This window comes from Thermoanaerobacterium thermosaccharolyticum DSM 571, from assembly GCF_000145615.1.
Lineage (GTDB): Bacteria > Bacillota > Thermoanaerobacteria > Thermoanaerobacterales > Thermoanaerobacteraceae > Thermoanaerobacterium > Thermoanaerobacterium thermosaccharolyticum.
This window is the reverse complement of record NC_014410.1, coordinates 319,659-340,790: the sequence shown is the minus strand read 5'-3', so window position 1 is coordinate 340,790 and position 21,132 is coordinate 319,659. Positions and strand designations below refer to the sequence as shown.

Genomic DNA, 21,132 nt, shown 5'->3' with positions numbered 1-21,132 from the left:
TTGATGCCCGAGAGCTTACCGGTAATTCTCTTAATAACTATAATAGACTATTACATAAATTTGTCAACTGCCCAAAAGTACTAATTTTTTATGTCACAAAATTAACCTCTGATGTGTTTATATAGTGTAAGTCTCATGTGGGAGGTGTTCAAAATACTTGATTCATTCAAAGATATCTTTGAAAAATACTACTCTAAGATCTATCGACAAATAGCTCTTATCATAAATGATGATGACAATGCACAAGACATTGCACAGGAAGTTTTTATCAAGTTAATTAAAAACCCTCCCCACAGCGATGAAAATATAGGAGGCTGGTTGTCGAAAGTGGCTATTAATCAAGCACTAAACTTCATCCGCTCAGAAAAGAACCTTAAGTCAAGGGAATTAAAAGTATCTCAGTTTAATGACGATTTGATATCACCTGAGGACATAGCAATTGAAAAAATAGAGATAGACAAAGTTAGAAAAGTCTTGTCTAAAATGGATAGACGCGATATGCTTTGTCTCGTGCTGAAACACTCAGGTTACAATTATGAAGAAATTTCTATATCACTTGGAATAAAAAAATCATCTGTTGGAACAACAGTAGCAAGAGCCCATAAGAAATTTAAAGAGCTTTATGAAAAGGAGGTGTAGTATATGTGCTTCGATGAAGGGACGCTGCAATCATACTTAGACGGTGAAATAGATGAATCACTAAAAGAACAGATAAAAAAGCATCTTGATACATGCGAAAAGTGTTCAGTCAAACTTAATGAGCTTAAAAATTTAAATAGCTTTTTAGATAAAGCCTTAAAGACGAGTTCTATTGATCTCAATGAAGCGTGGGAAAATCTAAATAAAAAGGTTAAAAAAGAAGAAAGAGGTGTATTTCATATGTTTAAAAAATACAAAAAATATATAGCAGCAGCCGCTGCGATAGCTGTAATCATCGCATCTGTGGCATTGCCTCCTGTGCAAAAAGCAGAAGCCGAGATTTTAAGCTTGTTTAGACTTAATAATTTTAAAGCTGTAACAATAACACCTGATGATTTACAAGATATAAAAAATAAATTCTATCAAGCGGGAAATAAAGAAATCGACCTAAAGCAGTACGGTGATATTAAAGTAATTGGTGACTATGGTTCATCCAAAGAATTCAGCAAAAACAACTTGGATAAAATAAAGTCATATGTTGGCTACAATTTTAAAATTCCTCAAGATGTGGACAACTTCAAATTAAGAGACAGCATTTATGTGGAAAAAGGTCAAACTGTTGAATTTAAATTAAATGTAGATAAGATAAACAACCTCATAAAGACATTTGGAGGAAATAAGCTGCTGCCAGAAAACTTAAATGAAAAGACATTTAAAATAATTTTAGGCAATAGCGTGCATATATCTTCTACAGATAAAAATGAATCAGATTCTCCAAAAAATATAAGCTACGGACTTGATATAATGAAAGCCCCTGAGATAATCGTACCAGATGGTGTCGATATTGAAAAAGTAAGAGATGCTGTCATAAATATGCCATTCATTCCAGACGACATTCGAAATCAAATAGCCAGCATAAAAGACTGGAAAACCACAATACCATTTCCTGTGTCAGATACAGATGATATAAAAGACGTTACTATAAACGGCAGTAAAGGAATTGTAATATCAAAAAAATTCCAAGGTTCTGATATTTTAGAAGTATATTCAAATCTTGCAATAAATGATAATGGTGTAATATATTTATTCAGCGGAAACAATATTTCACCAGACGAGCTTATAAAAATAGCAGAATCAATGAGGTGATGAAATGATACTTGAGACTCAGAATCTCACAAAACAGTTTGATGGTAAAGGCGGATTTAAAGATGTAAACATCTCAATCGACAGTGGTATGGTTTTTGGATTTCTCGGCCCAAACGGTGCCGGAAAAAGCACATTTGTAAAAACTATGGTGGGGCTTTTATACCCCACCTGTGGTTTTGCTTGGATTAATGGCTTTCCCATCGGCACTATAGAATCAAAAAGAAAAATTGGATTTCTTCCTGAAAACTTCAAGTATTACGACTGGATGACAGGAAAAGAATTGATGAAATTTCATGCAGAATTATACAAGATGAAAAACCCAGATAAAAAAATTGAAGAACTTCTTGATCTGGTTAAGCTTAAAGGACATGAAAATAAAAAAATAAAAAATTACAGCAAAGGTATGCAACAAAGGATAGGGCTTGCAATAGCACTTTTAAATGATCCAAAAGTAATCTTTTTAGATGAACCCACATCAGCCCTTGATCCTGTTGGCAGAATAGATGTTAGAGAGATAATAAAAAGACTAAAAGACGATGGCAAGACAGTATTTTTAAACAGCCACTTATTAAGTGAAGTCGAAATGATCTGCGATGAAGTCGCAATTATAAACCACGGGCATGTAATAGCTGAAGGAAAGCTTAAAAACCTATTAAGTAAAAACACTTATGTGGAAATGGTTATATCAGATTATAATAGCGAATTAATCGAAAAGATTTCTAAGTTAGCATATGACATTGTATTAAAAGATGGCAAACTTACATTTAAAGTAAAAGATAAAGACAGTATTCCAGAGATCGCAAAAATTGTGGTAGATTCCGGCGCAAAACTGTATCAATTGGACTCAAAAACAAGTTCATTGGAAGATCTATTTATAAATATAGTTGGAAAGGATGAGGATGTATGCTGACAATAACTAAATACACCATTAAAGAGATGATCAAAAAGCGTGCATTCCTCCTAATTGCAATGCTTACAGTAGGATATCTTTTTATTTATGGCTATGGATTGAGTTTAGCTTTTCATAGCAGCAGTTCCTTTATAGGCAATGTACCAGACATCGGCAAAATCTTACTTGAATCACAGCTTCTCTCCGCAGGGCTTTACTTTTCAAATTTTATAATCGCATTTTTGATAGTACTTACATCTGTAGGTGCCGTATCAGGCGATGTTGAAAGTGGCTCTATATACGCTTTACTGTATAAACCTCTTAAGAGGTATGAATACGTACTTGGCAAATTTATAGGGCTTGGCATAATCATCACTGTATACAGCACATTGTTGTTTCTTTCAGTAATAGGGCTTAATATCGCTTTTGGCACGAAAGTATACTTAGGATTAGGAAACGTCTTCCGTGCATTATTCTTTTTTGATCTTGGTCCAGTAGTCCTTTTATCATTAGTAATCGCCTCAAGTTCAATAATGTCAACTGTAAATACAGGTGTTTTAGCTGTCATGACATACGGTATTGCAATGATAGGTGGCATTCTCGAACAAATGGGATCATTTTTCACAGATGCAACAAGTCAAGGTCTTTCAAACGTTGGTATTATCACAAGCTTAATTTTACCTACAGATGTGATATTTAGAAAGATGAATGCAGAACTTCTTACTCAAAATACAGGCTTAAGCTTTCTTGCACAAGGACCCTTTGGCGGTACCTCACAGCCAAGTCCTATTATGTTTGTGTACATCGCCTTCTATATCTGTTTTTTGCTGTATTACGGAGTAAGGAAATTTGAAAAAAGAGATTTGTAATAGTCACCTGATTACATCTTTTATGAAGTTCTTTAATAGTGCTGGCAGATAAAAAATAATAGGATATTTCTTATCTGCCTCATTTTAATACCATAAATACATAGAAAGGAAATTAATTTATGATATTTAAAAAACATAGAACTATATTGATAGGAATAGGATTTGCTGTTGTTATAGCATTGTTGTCCATATTCCCAAATACGGGAAATTTTTTAAACAATTTAAGGACATATGATTACCGGACTGATTACATATCACCTGACTATTTTAATAAAATAATGTTGCAATTGTCTGAAGATGGAAATAAATATATTGATCTCAAACAATTAGGGTATTTAAGGGTAAATAAAGATGATAAAGAAAAAAAATATGAATATAAACTAAGCGATTTATACAAGCTCAAATCTGACGTAAATTATAATTTCAAACTGCCACAGGTAAATAACATTCTGAGCGTTCTTAATAAGATAGAAAGTAATATTTATGGAAATCAAATAATCGAATTTAATTTAAATATAGATACTATTAATAAACTTATAAAATCATATAAAAACAATAATGTATTCCCAGAAAACTTAAAAGGTAAAAACTTCAGAATAGATTTTTATAAAATAGTATATATTCACATGGATAATAGTAATGAATATAATTTTCCGGGTTCAATAAATTTTAGCTTTGAAATTAGAAAAATTCCAAAAATAGACGTTCCAGCTGGAGTTGATAAAAACAAAGTTAAATACGCTGTATCAAGTTTGCCTTTTTTACCGTATTATTTAAAAAGCCAAATCGCGGGTACAATAGATCTAAAAAATTTATTAGACATACCAGAATCAGCAAAAAGAGAAAAACTGGATTACACCACAATTAATAAAAATAAAGGTATTATAGTGTCGTACTATTTAAAAGATGCAAATGCTTTAAATAAAGACAAAGAAAAAAGCGTGAAATATCTCCAAATAGTCTGGATAGAAGATGATATTATATACCAAATGGAAGCAGCAGGCATTTCAGAAGAGCAATTATTAAAAATAGCAGAATCAATGCAGTAATCCCAGCCCTATTGTAATTATCTCTGCAACATTCATCATCAAAAAGTTTTTAACAGACAATGGGAATGTATCTTTTTTTGTCTGGACTTTGTAAAACTCTTTTATGTTTTTATTTATAGGCACAAACGTCAACAATACAATAAGTGCCAATAAAGGCAGTACCTTCAAAATCACAAGAACCACAATGTCAATGTATGAAATATAGTATAAAGCCTTAAACAATTTTAGGGCTTTTTCTTTTCCAATATATATTGGCAATGTGTAACGCCTGTTTTCTAAGTCGTCCTCAATGTCGCATATATTGTTCGCTAGCATGATATTTGCAATTCCCATAACCGCTGGCAGTGATATAAAGAAAATCTTTAGTACAACAAGCACATCAAACCATACATTGAAAATCCCACTGCTGTATGTAACATAAGCTATGTTTTTGTCGTATACATGAATAAAAACAGATAAAAATACAATTACAAATCCCATAAAAAACCCTGAAAAAATCTCTCCCAGCGGCATCCTAGATATAGGTATTGGTCCAAATGAATACAAAATCCCAACTGCGAAAGACGCCATACCTATTAGAAGTACTAGTACATTTGTGCGTAAAAACAATATAAATCCGGCTGTAGATGCTATAAGAAGCAAAACTATTATTGTAGCAACTACAGATGATTCAGATAAATTATCTCTGACTATGGCATTATGCTTTTCATAATTGTATCCATGTGTCTTATTTGCTTTCTTATAATCCATATAATTATTAATTGCGGTAGTTGCCATATCAAACGAAAGCAACGATAATAACATAAGCAAAAAATTAACAGGCTTGAAGTCATGGAAAGCAAATAAAGCATAGACAGTTCCAAGTGCAAATGGCGTAACACTGGCAGCCTTAGTCTGTATCTCTACCAATTTTAAAAAGCTCTTTACATTCATATTGTTACATATTCCTCCTTCTTTTCTTAATTTTATTTTAGCATCAAATCATAATTAATAAAATATCGAAATCTCTAATTATCTCAAATTCTTCAACCCATCTACGCAATAACCATATCCTTTCCAAGCACAATTACAGCATATATCATCCATAGCCTCTTCTGTCATTAATAGTTTTATTTTGTCCAAGATATCATTGTATTTCATATACGTTTCGGGTTTTATTTGGAGGATATTGAGTACAGTGTCGTCCATCTCCTTAATGCTATCTTCATGATGCTCATTTTCGCATACACCAGTGATATTATTAGGACATTTTTCACAAATGTTATCCACATTATCCACAAGCTTTATCAACACATCATCATCGTCTTTAAGCTTTTTTATAATTGTATCCATATTTTTAATAAAATCACTGTCATATCCTAACCCTTTAAAACCTAGCATGCACAAAAGATGATGTCCTCTTAAAATCATGTAAAAACCCCCTTAAATTTGTATAATAAAACAGTACACAATGATTATACTACATCTTGAGGAGTGATATTATGATAAGGAAAAGCAAGAAATACTATAAAGAACCTATTGAAAAGCATGAAACTGCTCCATGGGCAAATATTAAAGAAAATGCAAGTAAGGCAAAAGTCCCAATTCCAAATGAAATAGAAGTCATAAATGCTAAAGAATGGGTAGATGAAAACGAAAAGTAAAAGTATGGCCTCGTTGATTGGAGGCCATACTTTTTAAAGTTCTGAAAGTGCTTTGTACATTTCATAACGTTCTTTCGCGTTTTTTGAAGACTCATCAAACAGCTTTTGTGCTTTATCCGGGAAAAGCGTCTCCAATGATGAATACCTTATTTCTCCTTTTAAGAAGTCTATGTAAGACGCTGTCGGTTCTTTAGAATCTAATATGAATGGATTTTTGCCTTCAGCTTTAAGCTCTGGATTGTACCTATAAAGATGCCAGTATCCTGCTTCAACAGCCTTCCTCTCCTCTTTAATACTTGTACCCATCCCTGACTTTATACCGTGATTTATGCACGGAGAATACGCAATTATAAGAGAAGGTCCTTTGTACTTCTCAGCTTCTGCAATTGCCCTTACTGTGTGGTTCATGTTTGCACCTAACGCAATCTGAGCCACATAGACGTATCCATAGCTCATAGCCATTAAACCTAAATCCTTCTTCCTTACTTTTTTCCCTGATGCTGCGAATTTGGCAATAGCCGCCGTAGGCGTAGATTTTGACGACTGACCGCCGGTATTGGAGTAAACTTCGGTATCTAGCACAAGCACATTTACATCTTCCCCTGATGCCAAAACATGGTCTAATCCTCCAAACCCTATATCATACGCCCAGCCATCGCCTCCTATTATCCAGTGGGATTTTTTGACGAGGTAGTCTTTCAATCTGTAAATATCCTGCACAATTTTATTCGCCTTTAAATTTTCGCGACTAATTATATTTATGATTTTGCTGGATGCAATTTGTGATGCTTCTCCATCTTCTTTGTTATTTAGCCATTCTACAAATGCATCCTTTAATTCGTCAGGAATCTGAGTATTTAACGCTTGGCCGATTAAATCTTCAAGCCTTTGCCTTATCTTTTTATTTGCAAGATATATTCCATATCCATATTCTGCATTATCTTCAAACAACGAGTTTGCCCATGCAGGGCCTTTACCTAAATTATTGGTAGTGTACGGCACCGATGGTGCACTTGCACCGTATATTGAAGAACATCCTGTAGCATTTGCTATTATCATTCTATCTCCAAATAATTGTGTCAGTAGCTTAATGTACGGCGTCTCGCCGCATCCTGGGCATGCTCCGTTAAATTCAAAGAGAGGCTTAGAAAACTGGCTGCCTTTCAAAGTCGTCTTTTCCATAATGTTGTCTTTTGGCTTGATTTTAACTGCATATTCCCAATTATCAGCCTGACTCTCTATTTCCCCTTCCGCCGGCATCATTACAAGTGCTTTTCCAGGTGCCGGGCATACATCTGCACAGTTGCCGCATCCTGTACAGTCAAGTGGGCTTACCTGTATGCGGTATTGAAACGCTTCAAGCCCCCTTCCTACCGCTTTTTTAGTCTCAAAAGTAGGTGGTGCATTTTTCGCCTCTTCATCGTTTAGCAAAAATGGCCTTATTACAGCGTGTGGACATACAAATGAACATTGATTGCACTGTATGCATTTTTCTATTTGCCATTGAGGTATCATTACAGCTATACCACGCTTCTCGTATGCAGTAGTGCCTAATGGGAATGTTCCATCTTCCATGCCGGAAAAAACACTTACAGGCAAATCATCACCTTCATTTTTAGCCATGGGTCTTTGTATCTTTGTCAAAAATTCAGGTTCATCTTTGGCAAAATCCTCATCTTCTACGGCATTTACCCATGAAGCAGGAACATTTACTTTTTTCAATGATTCTAAGCTTCTGTCAACTGCCTTAATATTCATGTCAACTATATTCTGCCCCTTTTTGCCGTATGTCTTTTGTATAGATTCTTTCAAGTATTTTATGGCATTTTCAAATGGAATTATATTAATAAGCCTGAAAAATGCTGTCTGCATTATCATGTTTATTCTGCCGCCAAGACCTACTTCTCTAGCAATCGATATAGCATCAATCGTGTAAAAATTAATGTTGTTTTTGGCAATATACCTCTTCATGGATGCAGGAAGCTTTTCATCAAGTTCTGCTTCACTCCACGGACAGTTTAAGACAAAAGTTCCACCATTTTTTAATCCTTTTAAAATATCATAATTGTATATAAATGACTTGTTGTGACAGGCTATATAATCAGCGTGATAAACGAGATAGCTGGACTTTATAGGTTTTTGTCCAAATCTCAAATGAGATATGGTCGTACCTCCTGATTTCTTGCTGTCATACTGAAAATATCCCTGCACATATAAATTTGTATTATCACCGATTATCTTTATGGCAGACTTATTTGCACCAACAGTTCCATCAGACCCAAGTCCAAAAAATTTACAGCTAATAGTACCCTGTGGTACTGTCTCAATCGGTTCACCAACATCCAGTGATGTCATCGTCACATCATCTTTTATGCCTATTGTAAATCTATTTATTGGATTGTATTTTTTAAGGTTCTCATATACTGCTATAATTTGTGATGGCGTCGTATCCTTTGAGCCTAATCCATATCTGCCACCTACAATCAAAGGCTTATCTTGTTTATCAAAAAACGCCTTTATTACATCAAGATAAAGAGGCTCACCTATAGAACCAGGTTCTTTTGTCCTGTCCAATACTGCAATTCTTTTCACTGTATGTGGAATAACTTTCATGAAATATTTCTCTGAAAAAGGCCTATATAGGCGTACTTTAATTAGTCCAACTTTTTCACCTAATCCCAAAAGATAATCTATCGTCTCTTCAATCGTTTCACATACAGAACCCATTGCAACTATTACATATTCAGCATCTTTTGCACCGTAGTAGTCAAACAAATGATACTCTCTACCTGTCAGCTCCTTTATTTTCTCCATATATAAAGCAACCACATCTGGTACCTTTTCATAAAACTTATTTGATGCTTCTCTACCTTGAAAGTATATATCAGGATTCTGAGCAGTCCCCCTTACCACAGGATGTTCGGAATTTAGCGCTCTATTTCTAAATTCATTTATGGCATTGTAATCTACAAGCTTTTTTAAATCCTCATAATCAATTACTTCAATCTTTTTTATCTCATGTGATGTCCTAAAACCGTCAAAGAAATGCAAAAACGGTACTCGCGACTTGATTGCAGAAAGATGTGCAATACATCCCAAATCCATGACTTCTTGAACACTGTTTGATGCAAGAAGAGCAAAACCTGTCTGCCTGCATGCCATTACATCCTGATGGTCTCCAAAAATTGATAGTGCATGTGCGGCAACTGCACGGGCACTTACGTGAAAAACACCAGGCAAAAGCTCACCTGCAATTTTGTACATATTAGGTATCATAAGGAGAAGGCCCTGTGATGCCGTGTATGTAGTCGTCAAAGCGCCTCCTTGCAGTGATCCGTGCACTGCTCCTGCAGCACCTGCTTCTGATTGCATCTCTACCACTTTAACCGTATCACCAAAGATATTTTTTTTGCCATGTGCAGCCCATTCGTCAACACTTTCTGCCATAGGCGATGACGGAGTAATCGGATATATGGCGGCAACCTCTGTAAAAGCGTATGAAGCGTACGCTGCGGCAGTATTTCCATCCATAGATTTCATTTCGACAGTCATAAATATTTAACCCTCCTCTTTCAAATAAAACAATATTGAATTTTGCTAAAATTAGTATTTCATAAAAAATGATTATCATACACATTACTCTGGTTTGCTTTTATAGCCACATACACTTTGTCGGGTACAATCTAATTTTTTATCATATTGACAATCTTTTCATCGTAGAATATAATAAATAAAAATGAGTGAGCACTCACTTAGGAGGTGCATAAATGAAAAAAGATGATATTACAACGGAAGAAAAAATCATAAATGCATCAATTGAACTTTTTAGCGAAAAGGGATTTGACAGCACAAAGACAAGCGAGATAGCCAAAAATGCAGGCATCGCAGAAGGAACTATATTTAGGTACTTCAAGACAAAAAAAGATATACTTATGTCGATAGTCACAAAAGCTATCCAATTTTTTTCTGAAAAGTTTATCGTATTGCCTCTTAACAAAATACTCCATACTGAAAAACCGGAAGAAGAAATTCTTTTTGACCTTTTGAAAGACAGGTATGAAATGATCACAAAAAATTTTTCAATAATCAAAGTAATAGGCACAGAAGCATTGACAAAAGAAAAAATACGCGAAAGACTAGTTGAACACGTTGCAATAAAGACACTGGAAATAGGAGAAGAATTTTATCAAAAAGGTGTCGAAAAGGGAATATTTAGGGGCTTGTCTCCACGTACTGTTGTCCGCTCACTGTTTGGTTCTATAATGATGCTTATTGCTGAGCAGCAATTTCTCCCGGATGACAAAAAATCAAAAGACGTGGACAAAGAAATCAGGATGATCGTAGAGATCTTTATGAATGGCATAAAATCGAGAAAGGAGTAGTAATCTATGAAGCGTTTAATGGCGTTTATAGCATTGATATCCATATCACTATTCATTGTCTCAGGATGTTCAAATACAAATTCAGATGAAAATAAATATTCTGGAACAATTGAATCAACAACGGTAAACGTTCAGTCAGAAATTTCTGGGCGTATCGTAGATTTATACGTTAGTACAGGTGAACAAGTTAAAAAGGGAGACAAAATAGCTTTGCTTGATGTCAGCCAATATGAAGAGCAGGCAAAAGAAGCAAAGGCAGCTCTCGATATGGCAAAATTAAATTATGAGCAAATTAAAAACGGGCCTAAGGAACAGGCAGATATTGCAAATCTTAAGGTAGAACAAGCTCAAGCAGCTTACGATTTGTCTAATCTAATGGTAAAAAAAGGCACCATAACAGCTCCCATTAGTGGTACTATTACAGACATATATTTTAATGTGGGAGAAATAGAGACTCCAGGCGGAAGTATAGCTGAAGTATCTGATCTAAACAATCTTTGGATTAAAATATACGTCCCAGAAAAATATTTATACAAAGTATCTCTTAATAAAGATGTAACAGTAAACGTAAACTCAATCAATAAAAAAATAAGTGGTAAAGTCGTGTACATTTCTCCAAACGGTGAATTTACACCTAAAAATACTACTACAGAATCTTCAAAAGAAGACATCGTATATGAGGTAAAAATACAAATAAAAGACAATGTTAAAGAGTTAAAGCCTGGAATGCTGGCAGATGTGACTATATGATGAAGGTGATAGAATGGACTATGTTATAGAATTAAAAGATCTGACAAAACGCTTTGGCAGCATCACTGCCGTAGATAAGCTTTCAATTAAAGTTCCGTCAGGTAAAATCTTCGGCCTATTAGGTCCTAATGGATCGGGAAAATCAACAACGATACGAATGATATGCGGAATAATAAAACCCACATCTGGTCACGGCACAGTCCTGGGCTTCGACATTGTAAAGGAAAGTGAAAAGATAAAGAAGTCTATCGGATACATGTCACAGAAATTCAGCCTTTATGAGGATTTGACTGTTAAAGAAAATATGGATTTTTACTCCAGTATATATGGGCTTGACAAAAAAGAAAGAATCGAGAGAGAAAAAATTATAATCGACATGATGGAATTACATGACCGTGAGAACCAAATAGTTGGCACACTATCCGGAGGATGGAAGCAAAGGTTGGCTCTTGGATGTGCCCTTTTGCACAATCCAAAATTTGTCATACTTGATGAACCGACATCTGGTGTCGATCCTGTCTCAAGGAGGCTTTTCTGGAACACAATAAAAAAGCTCACATCAGAAGGGCTATCTGTATTAGTCACAACCCACTACATGGAAGAAGCTCAAGAAAGTGATTTTGTCGCATTCATGTTTAACGGCCATCTTTTGACGTTTGGCACACCTTCAGAAATCATCAGAGAAAACAATTCAAACAACCTGGAGGATGTCTTTATAAAATATGTCAATGAACATGGTGGTATGGACAAATTGTAATGAAAGGATAGTAGATATGAGTATTTCAAGGCTTTTTGCTATAATAAAAAAGGAATTTATACAGATAAAAAGGGATAAACCAAGTCTAGTCATATCAATAATAATGCCTCTTGCTATGCTTTTTCTCTTCGGTTACGCCGTTTCTACAGAAGTAGATCATATACCAATGGCAGTATTTGATCAAAGCAAAACGCAAGAAAGTCGTGGTTTTATTGATGCATATAGAAATTCCCTATACTTCAATCCCGATTATTATGTAAACAATATGGATTAGCTCAACAATCTGCTTGATACAGGAAAAGTTAAAGCAGGACTTATCATTCCGCCAGATTTCTCTCAATATAAAAATAAGATGACGAATGCATTGCTTAAAATCGACGGTTCCGATCCTACAACAGCACGGACCGCATTGTCCAGCGGTATAATGGTCGCCCAGTACTTCTCAAACAAAAATACAGAGGAAGAATTGTCCAAGAAAGGTATGCACATACCTAATATAGGTATAGACTTAAGTACAAAAGTCGAATACAACCCCGATTTAAACACATTGATATTTACCATACCGGGACTTCTTGGATTAGTAATGCAAAATATAACGATAATATTGACGGCATTTGCCTTAGTAAGGGAAAAAGAAAAAGGCACAATGGAACAGCTTATCGTGACTCCTATAAAGTCAGTAGAGCTTATGATAGGAAAATTGATACCGTATATTTTAATTGGATATACAGATTTTTTGATGGTTCTTGCCTTAAGCATTTATTGGTTCCGCGTCCCCGTAAGTGGCAGCATATTTTTACTGCTCCTTTTAGGCTTTGACTTTATAATATGTGCTCTCGCTATAGGCATGCTTATATCGACAGCGGCAAAAACTCAGACACAGGCAATGCAAGGAGCTTTTATGGCACTGTTGCCTACAATAATTTTATCAGGCTTCATATTCCCGAGAGAGCAAATGCCCTCTGTCATAAGAGCAATAAGTGATATTATTCCACTCACATATTTCCTTGACATATTGAGAGGAATCATAATAAAAGGAGTCAACGCAAACATATTATTAAGCCAAATCATAGTCATGACATCAATGGGATTTGCACTGCTCTTAATCGCTGTACTAAGATTCAGAAAGAGGCTTGACTAAGCCTCTTTCTCCAATCATCGGGCATTAATAAACTCAGACGAAATATTATTCATAATTTCGTATATTCTTGATGCATTTTCAAGTTTTGAATATTTCAAATTTATAAAGTTTGATTCCTTAATAAATTTAATATACTCATTAAATAAAATATCATATTTACTTGACATATCTTTTATATAACTTTCATCCCGTATATTAACTTTGTTATTATATATATCACTAATAACTTTATCTGTTGCTTCTTTTACATTATGAAGGAAACCATATTCAAAATATCCAACATTTTTATTATTCAGTTTTCCTTTTAAAATATATAAATTATTATATTGCACAAATTGCTCTAAATTCTTATAACTATCTTCTATCAATTGTTCATCATGAAAATCCTTAAATTTCACACTTTCTAAAATTGCTCTATTTTCATCCATTAGATTCGCATAATGGTAAAGATAAACCAATTCGTGTTTATAGATAAAATATTTAGAAATTATTATTGATAATAAAATTATTATCAATATATTTATCGATATAAATAAATATAGTAACTTTCTATTTTTTAATTTAACTATCATTAAATATCCACATCCCATCAAAAATCTTTACATTTCTATTTTAAAACTTTTTGTAAGTCGTTCCAACAAAAGATTTTTGTAAGTTCTCGACATTTTTAACGCTTTTGTTTTAACAGCACAAATTGCAACTTTAAAATATCATATAGACAATCTAATTTTCTTATGTTATAATTTGTGTAGTTTAATAAGACCCTTTAAAATTAGTCCAGTGAGGCTAAAAAGGAGGAACGATATTTCTGCATATCCCTATATGTTTGTCCTCCTTGAGAGGGTTTTTTTATGCCAAAAATTAAAGGAGGAATCGTCATGAAGAACAAATTTTACGGTATACAAGATGTACCCCCTATCAATGAAGCTGTCCCCCTGTCTTTTCAGCATGTCTTCGCAATGTTTGGTGCAACAATACTTGTACCGCTTTTGACAGGATTAGATCCTGCCGTAACATTATTTACATCAGGTCTTGGCACATTGATATTTCACTTAATGACAAAGGGAAAAGTTCCTGCATACTTAGGATCATCATTTGCATTTATAGCTCCTATAATCGCAGCAACCAAAGCTTACGGCGTAAGAGGAGCTTTCACCGGCATGATAGCCGCAGGACTTGTTTACGTGGCAGTTTTCATAATAATAAGCTTAACCGGCATAGACTGGATTGAAAGGATTCTTCCATCTGTAGTAGTAGGTCCTGTTGTAATGATCATAGGCTTAAGCTTAGCACCTACAGCGATACAAGAAGCACAAAAAGATCTACCTACGGCTTTAGTTACAGCCGCACTCGTCATAATCTTCAGCATGTTTGGAAAAGGATTCATGAAAGTTATACCAATCCTATTAGGAACTATCGGCGGATACATCTTCGCCATATTCAGAGGTCTTGTAGATTTTTCTCCCGTTTTAAAAGCATCGTGGATTGCTGTACCGAAATTTTCATTTCTCGTTGGTCATTCACCTGTGCTTGCATGGGGTGCTGTGACATTGATTGCACCTTTGGCATTAGTCGCTATAATCGAAGATTTAGGTCACGTTCTTGTAATAGGAAATATAGTCGATAAAGACTTGATAAAAGATCCAGGTTTTCATAGAGTAATGCTGGGAAATGGCTTAGCAACGTCAATAGCTGCACTGTTTGGCGGTCCGCCAAGCACGACGTATGGTGAAAATATCGGTGTATTGGCTATGACAAAAGTATACAGCTCAAGAGTCATAGAAGGTGCCGCTGTCATAGCGATACTTCTAAGCTTTATTCAAAAGATAGGAGCACTTATACAGGTTATACCACAAGCTGTAATGGGCGGTGTCACCATAATCCTATTTGGGATGATTGCAGCCGCAGGTATAAGAACGTTAGTAGAAAATAAGGTTGATTTTTCTGATAGTCGAAATTTGATAATAGCATCAGTAATCTTGACTCTTGGAGTTGGCGGCATCAAAATAGGATTAGGAAATTTCGTGTTTGAAGGCGTCGGTCCTGCAACACTAGCAGGCATAATCCTAAATTTGGTGCTTCCTAAAATTAAACTTACAAAACCAAAAGGTGAAAAATCGAAAGTAAAAGATGACAGCGTCATCACACAAGCGTAAAAAAAAGGACTGTCGCAAACTATTTTAACGTAGTTTTGCAACAGTCCTTTTTTCTTTTTAAATCAAGTTTTTTTGCTTGTGGTGCTAAGTCCTTTTAGATTTAATACGTAGTTCATCTCAAATACAGCCGCTTCTATCAATTTGTCTATTTCCTCCTCTGTAAGCTTGTTTCCTACTATTTTCTTTATGAGGTTTACCGCTTCTGCCTTTTTATCTGCGCCATTTCCTGCACCAAATTCTTGTTCTACTCCCCTTACAATCATCTTTGCTATCTCAAAATACCTTTTTGTTTTTTCAGTTCCTATTTTAGAATACAAGAAATTTATGACATACCCTAATGTGGCAAGTATTACAAGCTGCAGCCCTGCAGTCAATATTGTCATAATAAGATCCCTCATTTTCTCAACCTCCTATAATCTTTAATAATGCATCTGCAATATCTTTCCATTTTACATAACTTTCAGGATCGTAATAGTCAGAAATAAAGCCCATCTGGTGTAATTTTTCAATTGAATCCGATTTGCTTATTTGCTTAAGTCCTATGTTATTTAATATCCCATTTGATATTGATATCGCAAATAGATTTCGTTTGTTTAAAATCAGGTCTAAATCTTCCTTGTTGGTTATAAATCCTAATTCAACCAATACTGCCGTCATGTTTGTATGATGCAAAACGTAAAAGTTAGCGGTCTTTACACCTCTGTCTACTGTATTTAAATTTGTCACTATAGCTTGCTGTATACTTTTAGCTAATTTTCCTCCAGAAATACTTCCAGGATATGAATAAGTTTCTGTTCCTTTTGCAGTAGAATCTTTAAAACTGTTACAATGGATTGATATAAAATAATCTGCTTTGTTTTTATTGGCAATGTCACACCTCTCGCTAAGTCCCAATGTAATATCTTTATCTCTTGTCAAGATTATATCTACATTATTTGCCTCTAAGATGTCTCTCAATTTAAGAGATACACTTAAGTTTATATCCTTTTCAAAAAATCCATTTCCAACAGCACCGCTATCAAGCCCTCCGTGTCCGGGATCTACAACAATCAGCAATTAAAACCCTCCTTTCACTTTAAATATTTACTTCTTCTATAATATGTTTTTGGATAAAAAAATTTATATATTGATTGCATAAAAAAATCGGATATACACTTTTGGTATATTCCGATCTATATGTTTTATAAATTTTAGTTTTACGCCACAATTATCATCTTTTGATAGTTTTGAATTATATTAAAGACTCTCTCTTCTTCCTCTATCACTCTATTATTTTCGTAGTCAAATGCGTAGCATGCTCCATTTATAACTTTCGTCTGCAGTGCACCACTTGCACTTTTATTCCCTTTAAGATGCGGCGCGTCCAATATGCCTAATTTTATCGCTAACGATAAGGTATGAGGATCTGACAGCGGATCGCTGCACAATGTATTAAGCTCTCTTATACCATTAAGTATCACTTTTGCATCGTTTATAAGTTCCTCTTTCCTCTTTAAAACATCTAAATCTTGAGTAAAATCGAACATGCCAGATAAGGTATTTTTTATTACAGCTTTTACAATCTTTACACTTTCTATTATATCATCTGGCGTTGCAGCATGATGGGCTTCACAAAAACCTACAACATGATATATATGAGGTTTTATAGCCATGGAGAGATATGCACTTGAAGCAAGTTGCCCTTTCGCCTCAAAAAGATCCTGCGGCATGCTTGCAAGCCCTGCCCTAGCCTGTCTAAACACTCTAAAGTTATCGTCCTGAAGGCTTTCAACAAGCTCTATAGATGCCAACATCTTAGCAAGATCCATTTTAGGCGATGTAGCTGGTGGAACATTAAACATAAACTGTGCTATATAGTTTTTAACACCCATTTTTTTAGCATTATATGCTGCAAGATAGCTTGCCGCCACATAAATGGCATCATGTGCATCCCTAAGTCCCCAGTGATGTGCTTCATTGACTTCTACAGGTATATTTCTGTCGGCATGCCACTTCATCAGCTTTTGGTTCTCTCTTATAGATTCTTCAACCTGTCTAGGTCCCCTGCTATCTAATACATTGTACCAGCAAAGGGGTATAGCAGCCCATGCATTGTTTATCGTATCCTTTAGCATTTTAGCCATTTTAAAAACGTCATTTGTCCCACTGTAGCATCTAAGCAATGGATAATTTCCACGCCTTGATTCATCGTAAAGTTTTTTAAATTCTTCTTCTGACCTTATTGGCACACCTCCTGCACCATCAAGTGCAGTATTATACTTTTTATCAAAAAAGTGCTCCTGTGTATTTTGATCAGGTGCTATTGATATCACATCGAGAACTTTTTCTGACGCAATCTTTTTTATGCCGGCAAGTGTATCCTTGTACGACGGCAGGCCAAAGTGATGTCTTATTACAGGATAAGGATAATTTCTTTCAATTCTATCAACTATATCCTGCCCATACTCCACTTCATCGGCTAAGACTTTTTGTCCTTTCAAATACGAAATTGTAAATTCATCACCTGAAGTTCCGTCAAAAACTTCCTCAAAAATACCTGATTCTTTGGCAACTATGCAATTTGGTTCCGTACCGCCAAATATCCATCTAATGCCATTAAGATTGTATTCTTTTATCCTGCTTTTAAGAACATCTAATATGGATTTAAGTGAATCAGGAGTCAATCTATAACTTATTCCAACTATGTCAGGTTTTCTTAACCGTATAATTTCTACAAGTTTATCAATTGGCGTTGCAGGGCCTAAAAACTGAATATCAAATCCTTCGCTCTCTGCAAGCCGTAAAAATTTATAAACGCCAGCAACGTGAACGTCATTCTCAATCGAAGCAGCTATAATTAATCTTTTCATGCGACAGTGCTCTCCTCCTTTACACCTTCTACTATTTCTTTTATTTCTGCTGCACTTTTGCCATCCAATCCTAGCTTTACTACCGTCCGCCCTATCTTCCAGTAATTTTTTTCATGCATACATGATGCCAAATGAATTATAGAATCAATAGTATGTGTCGAAACCCCTAACTGCCTTCCAATTGAAGAAATTGGGACTAAGCTCATGGGAACATCTTCAAAAATGTACCTGCAGTCTAGTGTCCTTGGTGCTAGTAATCCTTTGTATGCATCTGTATTTTGGATTGCCTCATATAAATTATCTGAAACAACACCATACGTATCTTTTAACCAATCTAACGCTGTAATTGCATTTACGCCCAATGCATGTGCTACTGCAACCCTTTCTCTATCCATTCTTTCCAATATCTTTGCAACTGATGGAGATATACCTTCCAAATAATATTGAAAGCTTCCCTCTGTAGTCTCTATTCGTGCAGAATTTAATAGTATAGGTGCCGGATGAAAAATAGAACCTATATTATTTAAACTTGTCTCTAAAACATTTTCAGCTGGAACTATCTGTGTATAAGCCAATTTCAGCAAATCAACGACGTAATTTGTCTTCCATGATGGTATAGATGCTAATGATACGACATCTTTTATTCTAAAAATTTTCCCTCTGCCATCATTCGATCTACAAGCATATATAAATGTATCTGTCTCGCTTATGACTACATTTAAATCACTTCTGGCCCTTATAATATTGTAAAACTCAATTGCTCCAAAAGTTCTTCCAGGATTTAAAACAATTATTTGCCCACTTTTTAGATATGGAAGCATTTCATATGCAACATCACTATGACCCGATGCTGGAATAGTTACCATGATTATATCTGTATCTCTTATTGCATCTTCTATGCTATCAGTAATCATATTTAGTTTAGCAAATCCGCTGACTGCCCCTTCAAGATATATGCCCCCATTATTTAAGATAGGAATCAATTTTTCGCGAGTTCTGTTGTAAAGATTAACCGTAAATCCCATTAGTGAAAGGTGTGCTGCCATTGCCTGACCGCCGTTACCAGCTCCAATGACAGAAAATGATGGTAAGTTCATCCATAAAGCCTCCTTCTATTTTTGGGTATTAAAAAAGCCATAGAGAAAATCTACAGCTTGAACCCGGTTCTAATAGAAGGCAACAACAAAACCGAATCTATCCATGCTATTTCCTCCTCTTTCAACGCTTACGAGGTTAGCTGACGGGTTAGGGTTGAAAGATAACCCTTCCATATTAAATGGATTCACCCCTGAAATTGGTTTTCCCGCTTCTTACGAATTCAGCGTTATAGCATATTATTAAACTAATTACATTATACCATATCAAAATCTCATTTGCAAATATATTAAAAAAATGTAAATTTTGTAACAAAACTGTGTCTATAAAATATGCAACTCTTTAAAAAGAGGAATTGAAATTTATAAGATATTTGTTTAAAATTAAACTAGTCTAAAAAATGGGAGGATATTAAACATGAAAATATTTGACATTAGCAGAAATGATGATTGTATCTGTGGTAGCGGGAAAAAATATAAAAAGTGTTGTATGAATAACATCGAAGAAATAAAAAAAACTTTGACAAATTCCTTGTCTAATGAGGTTAATCTTTTTTCAGATGATGTTGAGTTTATTAAAATCGTAAGTATACTTTATGGAGCAAATCTATCTGAAAAGAATAAATCTTTTAAAGCTGATAAAATTGTCAAATTGATTTTAGAGACATTCGAAACAGAAGACAATTATACAAATGATGATTACATACAATTTCTTAGAAAAATGACCAGAAATATAGCTGAAGATAAAAGATTAAAAAAAGTAAGAGTACCTGGCGACCTTTTAAAGGATATTGAAATAGGAAATGAATTAGATGTAGATAATCTCTTAAAAGAGATTGTAGAAGAAAATTTAGTTGAAGAAATTCTTTTAAGTATTGCTTTTGAGTTGCAAAATTTTAATTTTAATGAAAAAGAAATAAAGGATCTTTTTCTTTTAATACGGATATCTATATTAGATGAATATAATACATTAGTAAAAGTGGCAATAGGAGCTACTATGATTGAGATAGCTAAGGCTCTGGAAGAAATACACGCTATAAATGGTACTAAGACTATGGATAAAATCTATGACATAGCTTCGAAGTATCCATCATTCAATGAATATCTAAGCAGTAAAATGTTTGATACTATTACAAATGATTTGGCTTATGTTTTAGATGAGCGCATAGATATTCCTTTTTTCATAGTATATCTGTTTTTGCTTAAATTCTATCATAGAATTTTATCATCATTTTTATTTGACTTTAAGACACCCACTGAATTTTACGATTCATTATTTGATGAGGTATTACAAAACTTACTTTATAAAGAGCTAATTATTTATGAAAAAGCTTTAAAGACTATCCTCACGAGCTTAGAATTAAAATCTGAAAGTATAAATGACGAGAAGGTAAAAATGTCTTTTGAAAATGTTCTGTCACTTTTAAGTCTGCCTATTAATCATTGGAATATGGAAATATTTGAACAAATAATGAAAGTAAATATTTTAAGAACTTTGAATAATTTGCCTGCAAAAGTAGAGGGCATAGACAAAGAAGTAAAATTACAAGACTTAATTTCGGATGAAATCTTAGATGAATACATAGTTTACTTAAAGAAAAATGGTTTAGAACAAATAGTGGATCTATTTAAAAAAATTTACGGTGATTTAAAAAATACGATGAGTAAAATAAGCAGTGATATTCTGGCCAACTTAGATATAAAATTTTAGCGCTTCAACTCATTTGTATTAAAAAATATAATGAAAGTATATTAATCATGACCATCT

21 protein-coding genes and 1 riboswitch are annotated in these 21,132 nt (G+C 34.3%); of the genes, 13 read left to right on the top strand and 8 right to left on the bottom strand.

The window, feature by feature from the left end:
• Positions 1-144: 144 nt before the first annotated feature.
• The 5 genes from TTHE_RS01715 to TTHE_RS01695 all read left to right on the top strand — a co-directional run bounded on the left by TTHE_RS01715 (position 145) and on the right by TTHE_RS01695 (position 4,592).
• Positions 145-639 carry an RNA polymerase sigma factor SigX gene (locus TTHE_RS01715; RefSeq protein ID WP_049774944.1) on the top strand — a complete coding sequence of 165 codons (495 nt, stop codon included), beginning with the start codon at positions 145-147 and terminating at the stop codon, positions 637-639.
• Positions 640-642: 3 nt separating this feature from the next.
• Positions 643-1,785, top strand: coding sequence for a DUF2275 domain-containing protein (locus TTHE_RS01710; RefSeq protein ID WP_013296891.1), 1,143 nt, complete (start codon positions 643-645; stop codon positions 1,783-1,785).
• 4 nt (positions 1,786-1,789) lie between these two features.
• A complete protein-coding gene (locus TTHE_RS01705; protein ID WP_013296890.1) occupies positions 1,790-2,695 on the top strand; it encodes an ABC transporter ATP-binding protein in 906 nt (301 codons plus the stop codon).
• The gene (locus tag TTHE_RS01700; RefSeq protein ID WP_013296889.1) at positions 2,689-3,543 is read left to right on the top strand and encodes an ABC transporter permease; all 855 of its coding nucleotides are present in this window, start codon (positions 2,689-2,691) and stop codon (positions 3,541-3,543) included. The genes TTHE_RS01705 and TTHE_RS01700 overlap by 7 nt, the downstream gene beginning before the upstream one ends.
• Before the next feature lie 119 nt (positions 3,544-3,662).
• On the top strand, positions 3,663-4,592 hold the full coding sequence (locus tag TTHE_RS01695; RefSeq protein WP_013296888.1) for a hypothetical protein: 930 nt from the start codon (positions 3,663-3,665) through the stop codon (positions 4,590-4,592).
• Here TTHE_RS01695 and menA read toward each other — a convergent pair.
• Both menA and TTHE_RS01685 read right to left on the bottom strand, forming a co-directional pair.
• Positions 4,581-5,525, bottom strand: coding sequence for a 1,4-dihydroxy-2-naphthoate polyprenyltransferase (menA, locus tag TTHE_RS01690; RefSeq protein ID WP_013296887.1), 945 nt, complete (start codon positions 5,523-5,525; stop codon positions 4,581-4,583). The genes TTHE_RS01695 and menA overlap by 12 nt on opposite strands.
• A 78-nt stretch (positions 5,526-5,603) precedes the next feature.
• Positions 5,604-6,002 (bottom strand): DUF1284 domain-containing protein, encoded by a 399-nt coding sequence (locus tag TTHE_RS01685; protein ID WP_013296886.1) that lies wholly within the window; start codon positions 6,000-6,002, stop codon positions 5,604-5,606.
• Between the two features lie 71 nt (positions 6,003-6,073).
• On the opposite strand from TTHE_RS01685, the gene TTHE_RS13885 reads away from it, so the two are divergent.
• Entirely contained in the window at positions 6,074-6,235 is a 162-nt protein-coding gene (locus tag TTHE_RS13885; RefSeq protein ID WP_013296885.1) for a CDIF630_02480 family spore surface protein, read from the top strand.
• A gap of 33 nt (positions 6,236-6,268) precedes the next feature.
• Here the strand turns inward: TTHE_RS13885 and nifJ are convergent, their stop codons facing one another.
• Positions 6,269-9,787, bottom strand: coding sequence for a pyruvate:ferredoxin (flavodoxin) oxidoreductase (gene nifJ / locus TTHE_RS01680; RefSeq protein ID WP_013296884.1), 3,519 nt, complete (start codon positions 9,785-9,787; stop codon positions 6,269-6,271).
• Positions 9,788-10,002: 215 nt separating this feature from the next.
• Between nifJ and TTHE_RS01675 the strand changes: the two genes are divergently transcribed.
• Genes TTHE_RS01675 through TTHE_RS01660 form a run of 5 tightly spaced genes read left to right on the top strand, consistent with a single transcriptional unit; the run spans position 10,003 to position 13,265 of the window.
• On the top strand, positions 10,003-10,617 hold the full coding sequence (locus TTHE_RS01675; RefSeq protein ID WP_013296883.1) for a TetR/AcrR family transcriptional regulator: 615 nt from the start codon (positions 10,003-10,005) through the stop codon (positions 10,615-10,617).
• Positions 10,618-10,623: 6 nt separating this feature from the next.
• A complete protein-coding gene (locus TTHE_RS01670) occupies positions 10,624-11,367 on the top strand; it encodes an HlyD family secretion protein (protein ID WP_013296882.1) in 744 nt (247 codons plus the stop codon).
• A 13-nt stretch (positions 11,368-11,380) separates the two neighbouring features.
• Positions 11,381-12,124: an ABC transporter ATP-binding protein gene (locus TTHE_RS01665; protein ID WP_013296881.1), complete on the top strand. Its 744-nt coding sequence runs from the start codon at positions 11,381-11,383 to the stop codon at positions 12,122-12,124.
• Positions 12,096-12,398, top strand: a complete 303-nt coding sequence (locus TTHE_RS15070) for a hypothetical protein (protein WP_231292704.1) — start codon at positions 12,096-12,098, stop codon at positions 12,396-12,398. Before TTHE_RS01665 ends, TTHE_RS15070 begins: the two co-directional genes overlap by 29 nt.
• A gap of 9 nt (positions 12,399-12,407) precedes the next feature.
• Positions 12,408-13,265, top strand: coding sequence for an ABC transporter permease (locus TTHE_RS01660; protein ID WP_269207946.1), 858 nt, complete (start codon positions 12,408-12,410; stop codon positions 13,263-13,265).
• Between the two features lie 14 nt (positions 13,266-13,279).
• Here the strand turns inward: TTHE_RS01660 and TTHE_RS01655 are convergent, their stop codons facing one another.
• A complete protein-coding gene (locus TTHE_RS01655) occupies positions 13,280-13,837 on the bottom strand; it encodes a hypothetical protein (protein WP_013296880.1) in 558 nt (185 codons plus the stop codon).
• Positions 13,838-14,143: 306 nt separating this feature from the next.
• Between TTHE_RS01655 and TTHE_RS01650 the strand changes: the two genes are divergently transcribed.
• A complete protein-coding gene (locus TTHE_RS01650) occupies positions 14,144-15,421 on the top strand; it encodes a solute carrier family 23 protein (protein ID WP_013296879.1) in 1,278 nt (425 codons plus the stop codon).
• A gap of 62 nt (positions 15,422-15,483) precedes the next feature.
• Here TTHE_RS01650 and TTHE_RS01645 read toward each other — a convergent pair whose 3' ends face one another.
• The 4 genes from TTHE_RS01645 to TTHE_RS01630 form a co-directional block, all read right to left on the bottom strand.
• On the bottom strand, positions 15,484-15,819 hold the full coding sequence (locus tag TTHE_RS01645; protein WP_013296878.1) for a phage holin: 336 nt from the start codon (positions 15,817-15,819) through the stop codon (positions 15,484-15,486).
• 4 nt (positions 15,820-15,823) lie between these two features.
• Positions 15,824-16,477 (bottom strand): N-acetylmuramoyl-L-alanine amidase family protein, encoded by a 654-nt coding sequence (locus TTHE_RS01640; protein WP_013296877.1) that lies wholly within the window; start codon positions 16,475-16,477, stop codon positions 15,824-15,826.
• 140 nt (positions 16,478-16,617) lie between these two features.
• Positions 16,618-18,270: a cobalamin B12-binding domain-containing protein gene (locus tag TTHE_RS01635; protein WP_013296876.1), complete on the bottom strand. Its 1,653-nt coding sequence runs from the start codon at positions 18,268-18,270 to the stop codon at positions 16,618-16,620.
• Positions 18,267-19,367 carry an NAD/NADP octopine/nopaline dehydrogenase family protein gene (locus tag TTHE_RS01630; protein ID WP_013296875.1) on the bottom strand — a complete coding sequence of 367 codons (1,101 nt, stop codon included), beginning with the start codon at positions 19,365-19,367 and terminating at the stop codon, positions 18,267-18,269. Before TTHE_RS01630 ends, TTHE_RS01635 begins: the two co-directional genes overlap by 4 nt.
• Before the next feature lie 111 nt (positions 19,368-19,478).
• Positions 19,479-19,604, bottom strand: a riboswitch (cyclic di-AMP (ydaO/yuaA leader).
• A gap of 178 nt (positions 19,605-19,782) precedes the next feature.
• Between TTHE_RS01630 and TTHE_RS01625 the strand changes: the two genes are divergently transcribed.
• On the top strand, positions 19,783-21,075 hold the full coding sequence (locus tag TTHE_RS01625) for an SEC-C domain-containing protein (RefSeq protein ID WP_013296874.1): 1,293 nt from the start codon (positions 19,783-19,785) through the stop codon (positions 21,073-21,075).
• The last annotated feature ends 57 nt before the right edge of the window (positions 21,076-21,132 follow it).

Coding starts and splice junctions, on each gene's coding strand:
- TTHE_RS01695 (WP_013296888.1), top strand. CDS start 3,663: ATGATATTTAAAAAACATAGAACTATATTGATAGGAATAGGATTTGCT.
- TTHE_RS01655 (WP_013296880.1), bottom strand. CDS start 13,837: ATGATAGTTAAATTAAAAAATAGAAAGTTACTATATTTATTTATATCG.
- TTHE_RS01625 (WP_013296874.1), top strand. CDS start 19,783: ATGAAAATATTTGACATTAGCAGAAATGATGATTGTATCTGTGGTAGC.
- TTHE_RS01650 (WP_013296879.1), top strand. CDS start 14,144: ATGAAGAACAAATTTTACGGTATACAAGATGTACCCCCTATCAATGAA.
- TTHE_RS15070 (WP_231292704.1), top strand. CDS start 12,096: ATGAACATGGTGGTATGGACAAATTGTAATGAAAGGATAGTAGATATG.
- TTHE_RS01645 (WP_013296878.1), bottom strand. CDS start 15,819: ATGAGGGATCTTATTATGACAATATTGACTGCAGGGCTGCAGCTTGTA.
- TTHE_RS01685 (WP_013296886.1), bottom strand. CDS start 6,002: ATGATTTTAAGAGGACATCATCTTTTGTGCATGCTAGGTTTTAAAGGG.
- nifJ (WP_013296884.1), bottom strand. CDS start 9,787: ATGACTGTCGAAATGAAATCTATGGATGGAAATACTGCCGCAGCGTAC.
- TTHE_RS01670 (WP_013296882.1), top strand. CDS start 10,624: ATGAAGCGTTTAATGGCGTTTATAGCATTGATATCCATATCACTATTC.
- TTHE_RS01705 (WP_013296890.1), top strand. CDS start 1,790: ATGATACTTGAGACTCAGAATCTCACAAAACAGTTTGATGGTAAAGGC.
- TTHE_RS01700 (WP_013296889.1), top strand. CDS start 2,689: ATGCTGACAATAACTAAATACACCATTAAAGAGATGATCAAAAAGCGT.
- TTHE_RS13885 (WP_013296885.1), top strand. CDS start 6,074: ATGATAAGGAAAAGCAAGAAATACTATAAAGAACCTATTGAAAAGCAT.
- menA (WP_013296887.1), bottom strand. CDS start 5,525: ATGAATGTAAAGAGCTTTTTAAAATTGGTAGAGATACAGACTAAGGCT.
- TTHE_RS01710 (WP_013296891.1), top strand. CDS start 643: ATGTGCTTCGATGAAGGGACGCTGCAATCATACTTAGACGGTGAAATA.
- TTHE_RS01630 (WP_013296875.1), bottom strand. CDS start 19,367: ATGAACTTACCATCATTTTCTGTCATTGGAGCTGGTAACGGCGGTCAG.
- TTHE_RS01675 (WP_013296883.1), top strand. CDS start 10,003: ATGAAAAAAGATGATATTACAACGGAAGAAAAAATCATAAATGCATCA.
- TTHE_RS01665 (WP_013296881.1), top strand. CDS start 11,381: ATGGACTATGTTATAGAATTAAAAGATCTGACAAAACGCTTTGGCAGC.
- TTHE_RS01635 (WP_013296876.1), bottom strand. CDS start 18,270: ATGAAAAGATTAATTATAGCTGCTTCGATTGAGAATGACGTTCACGTT.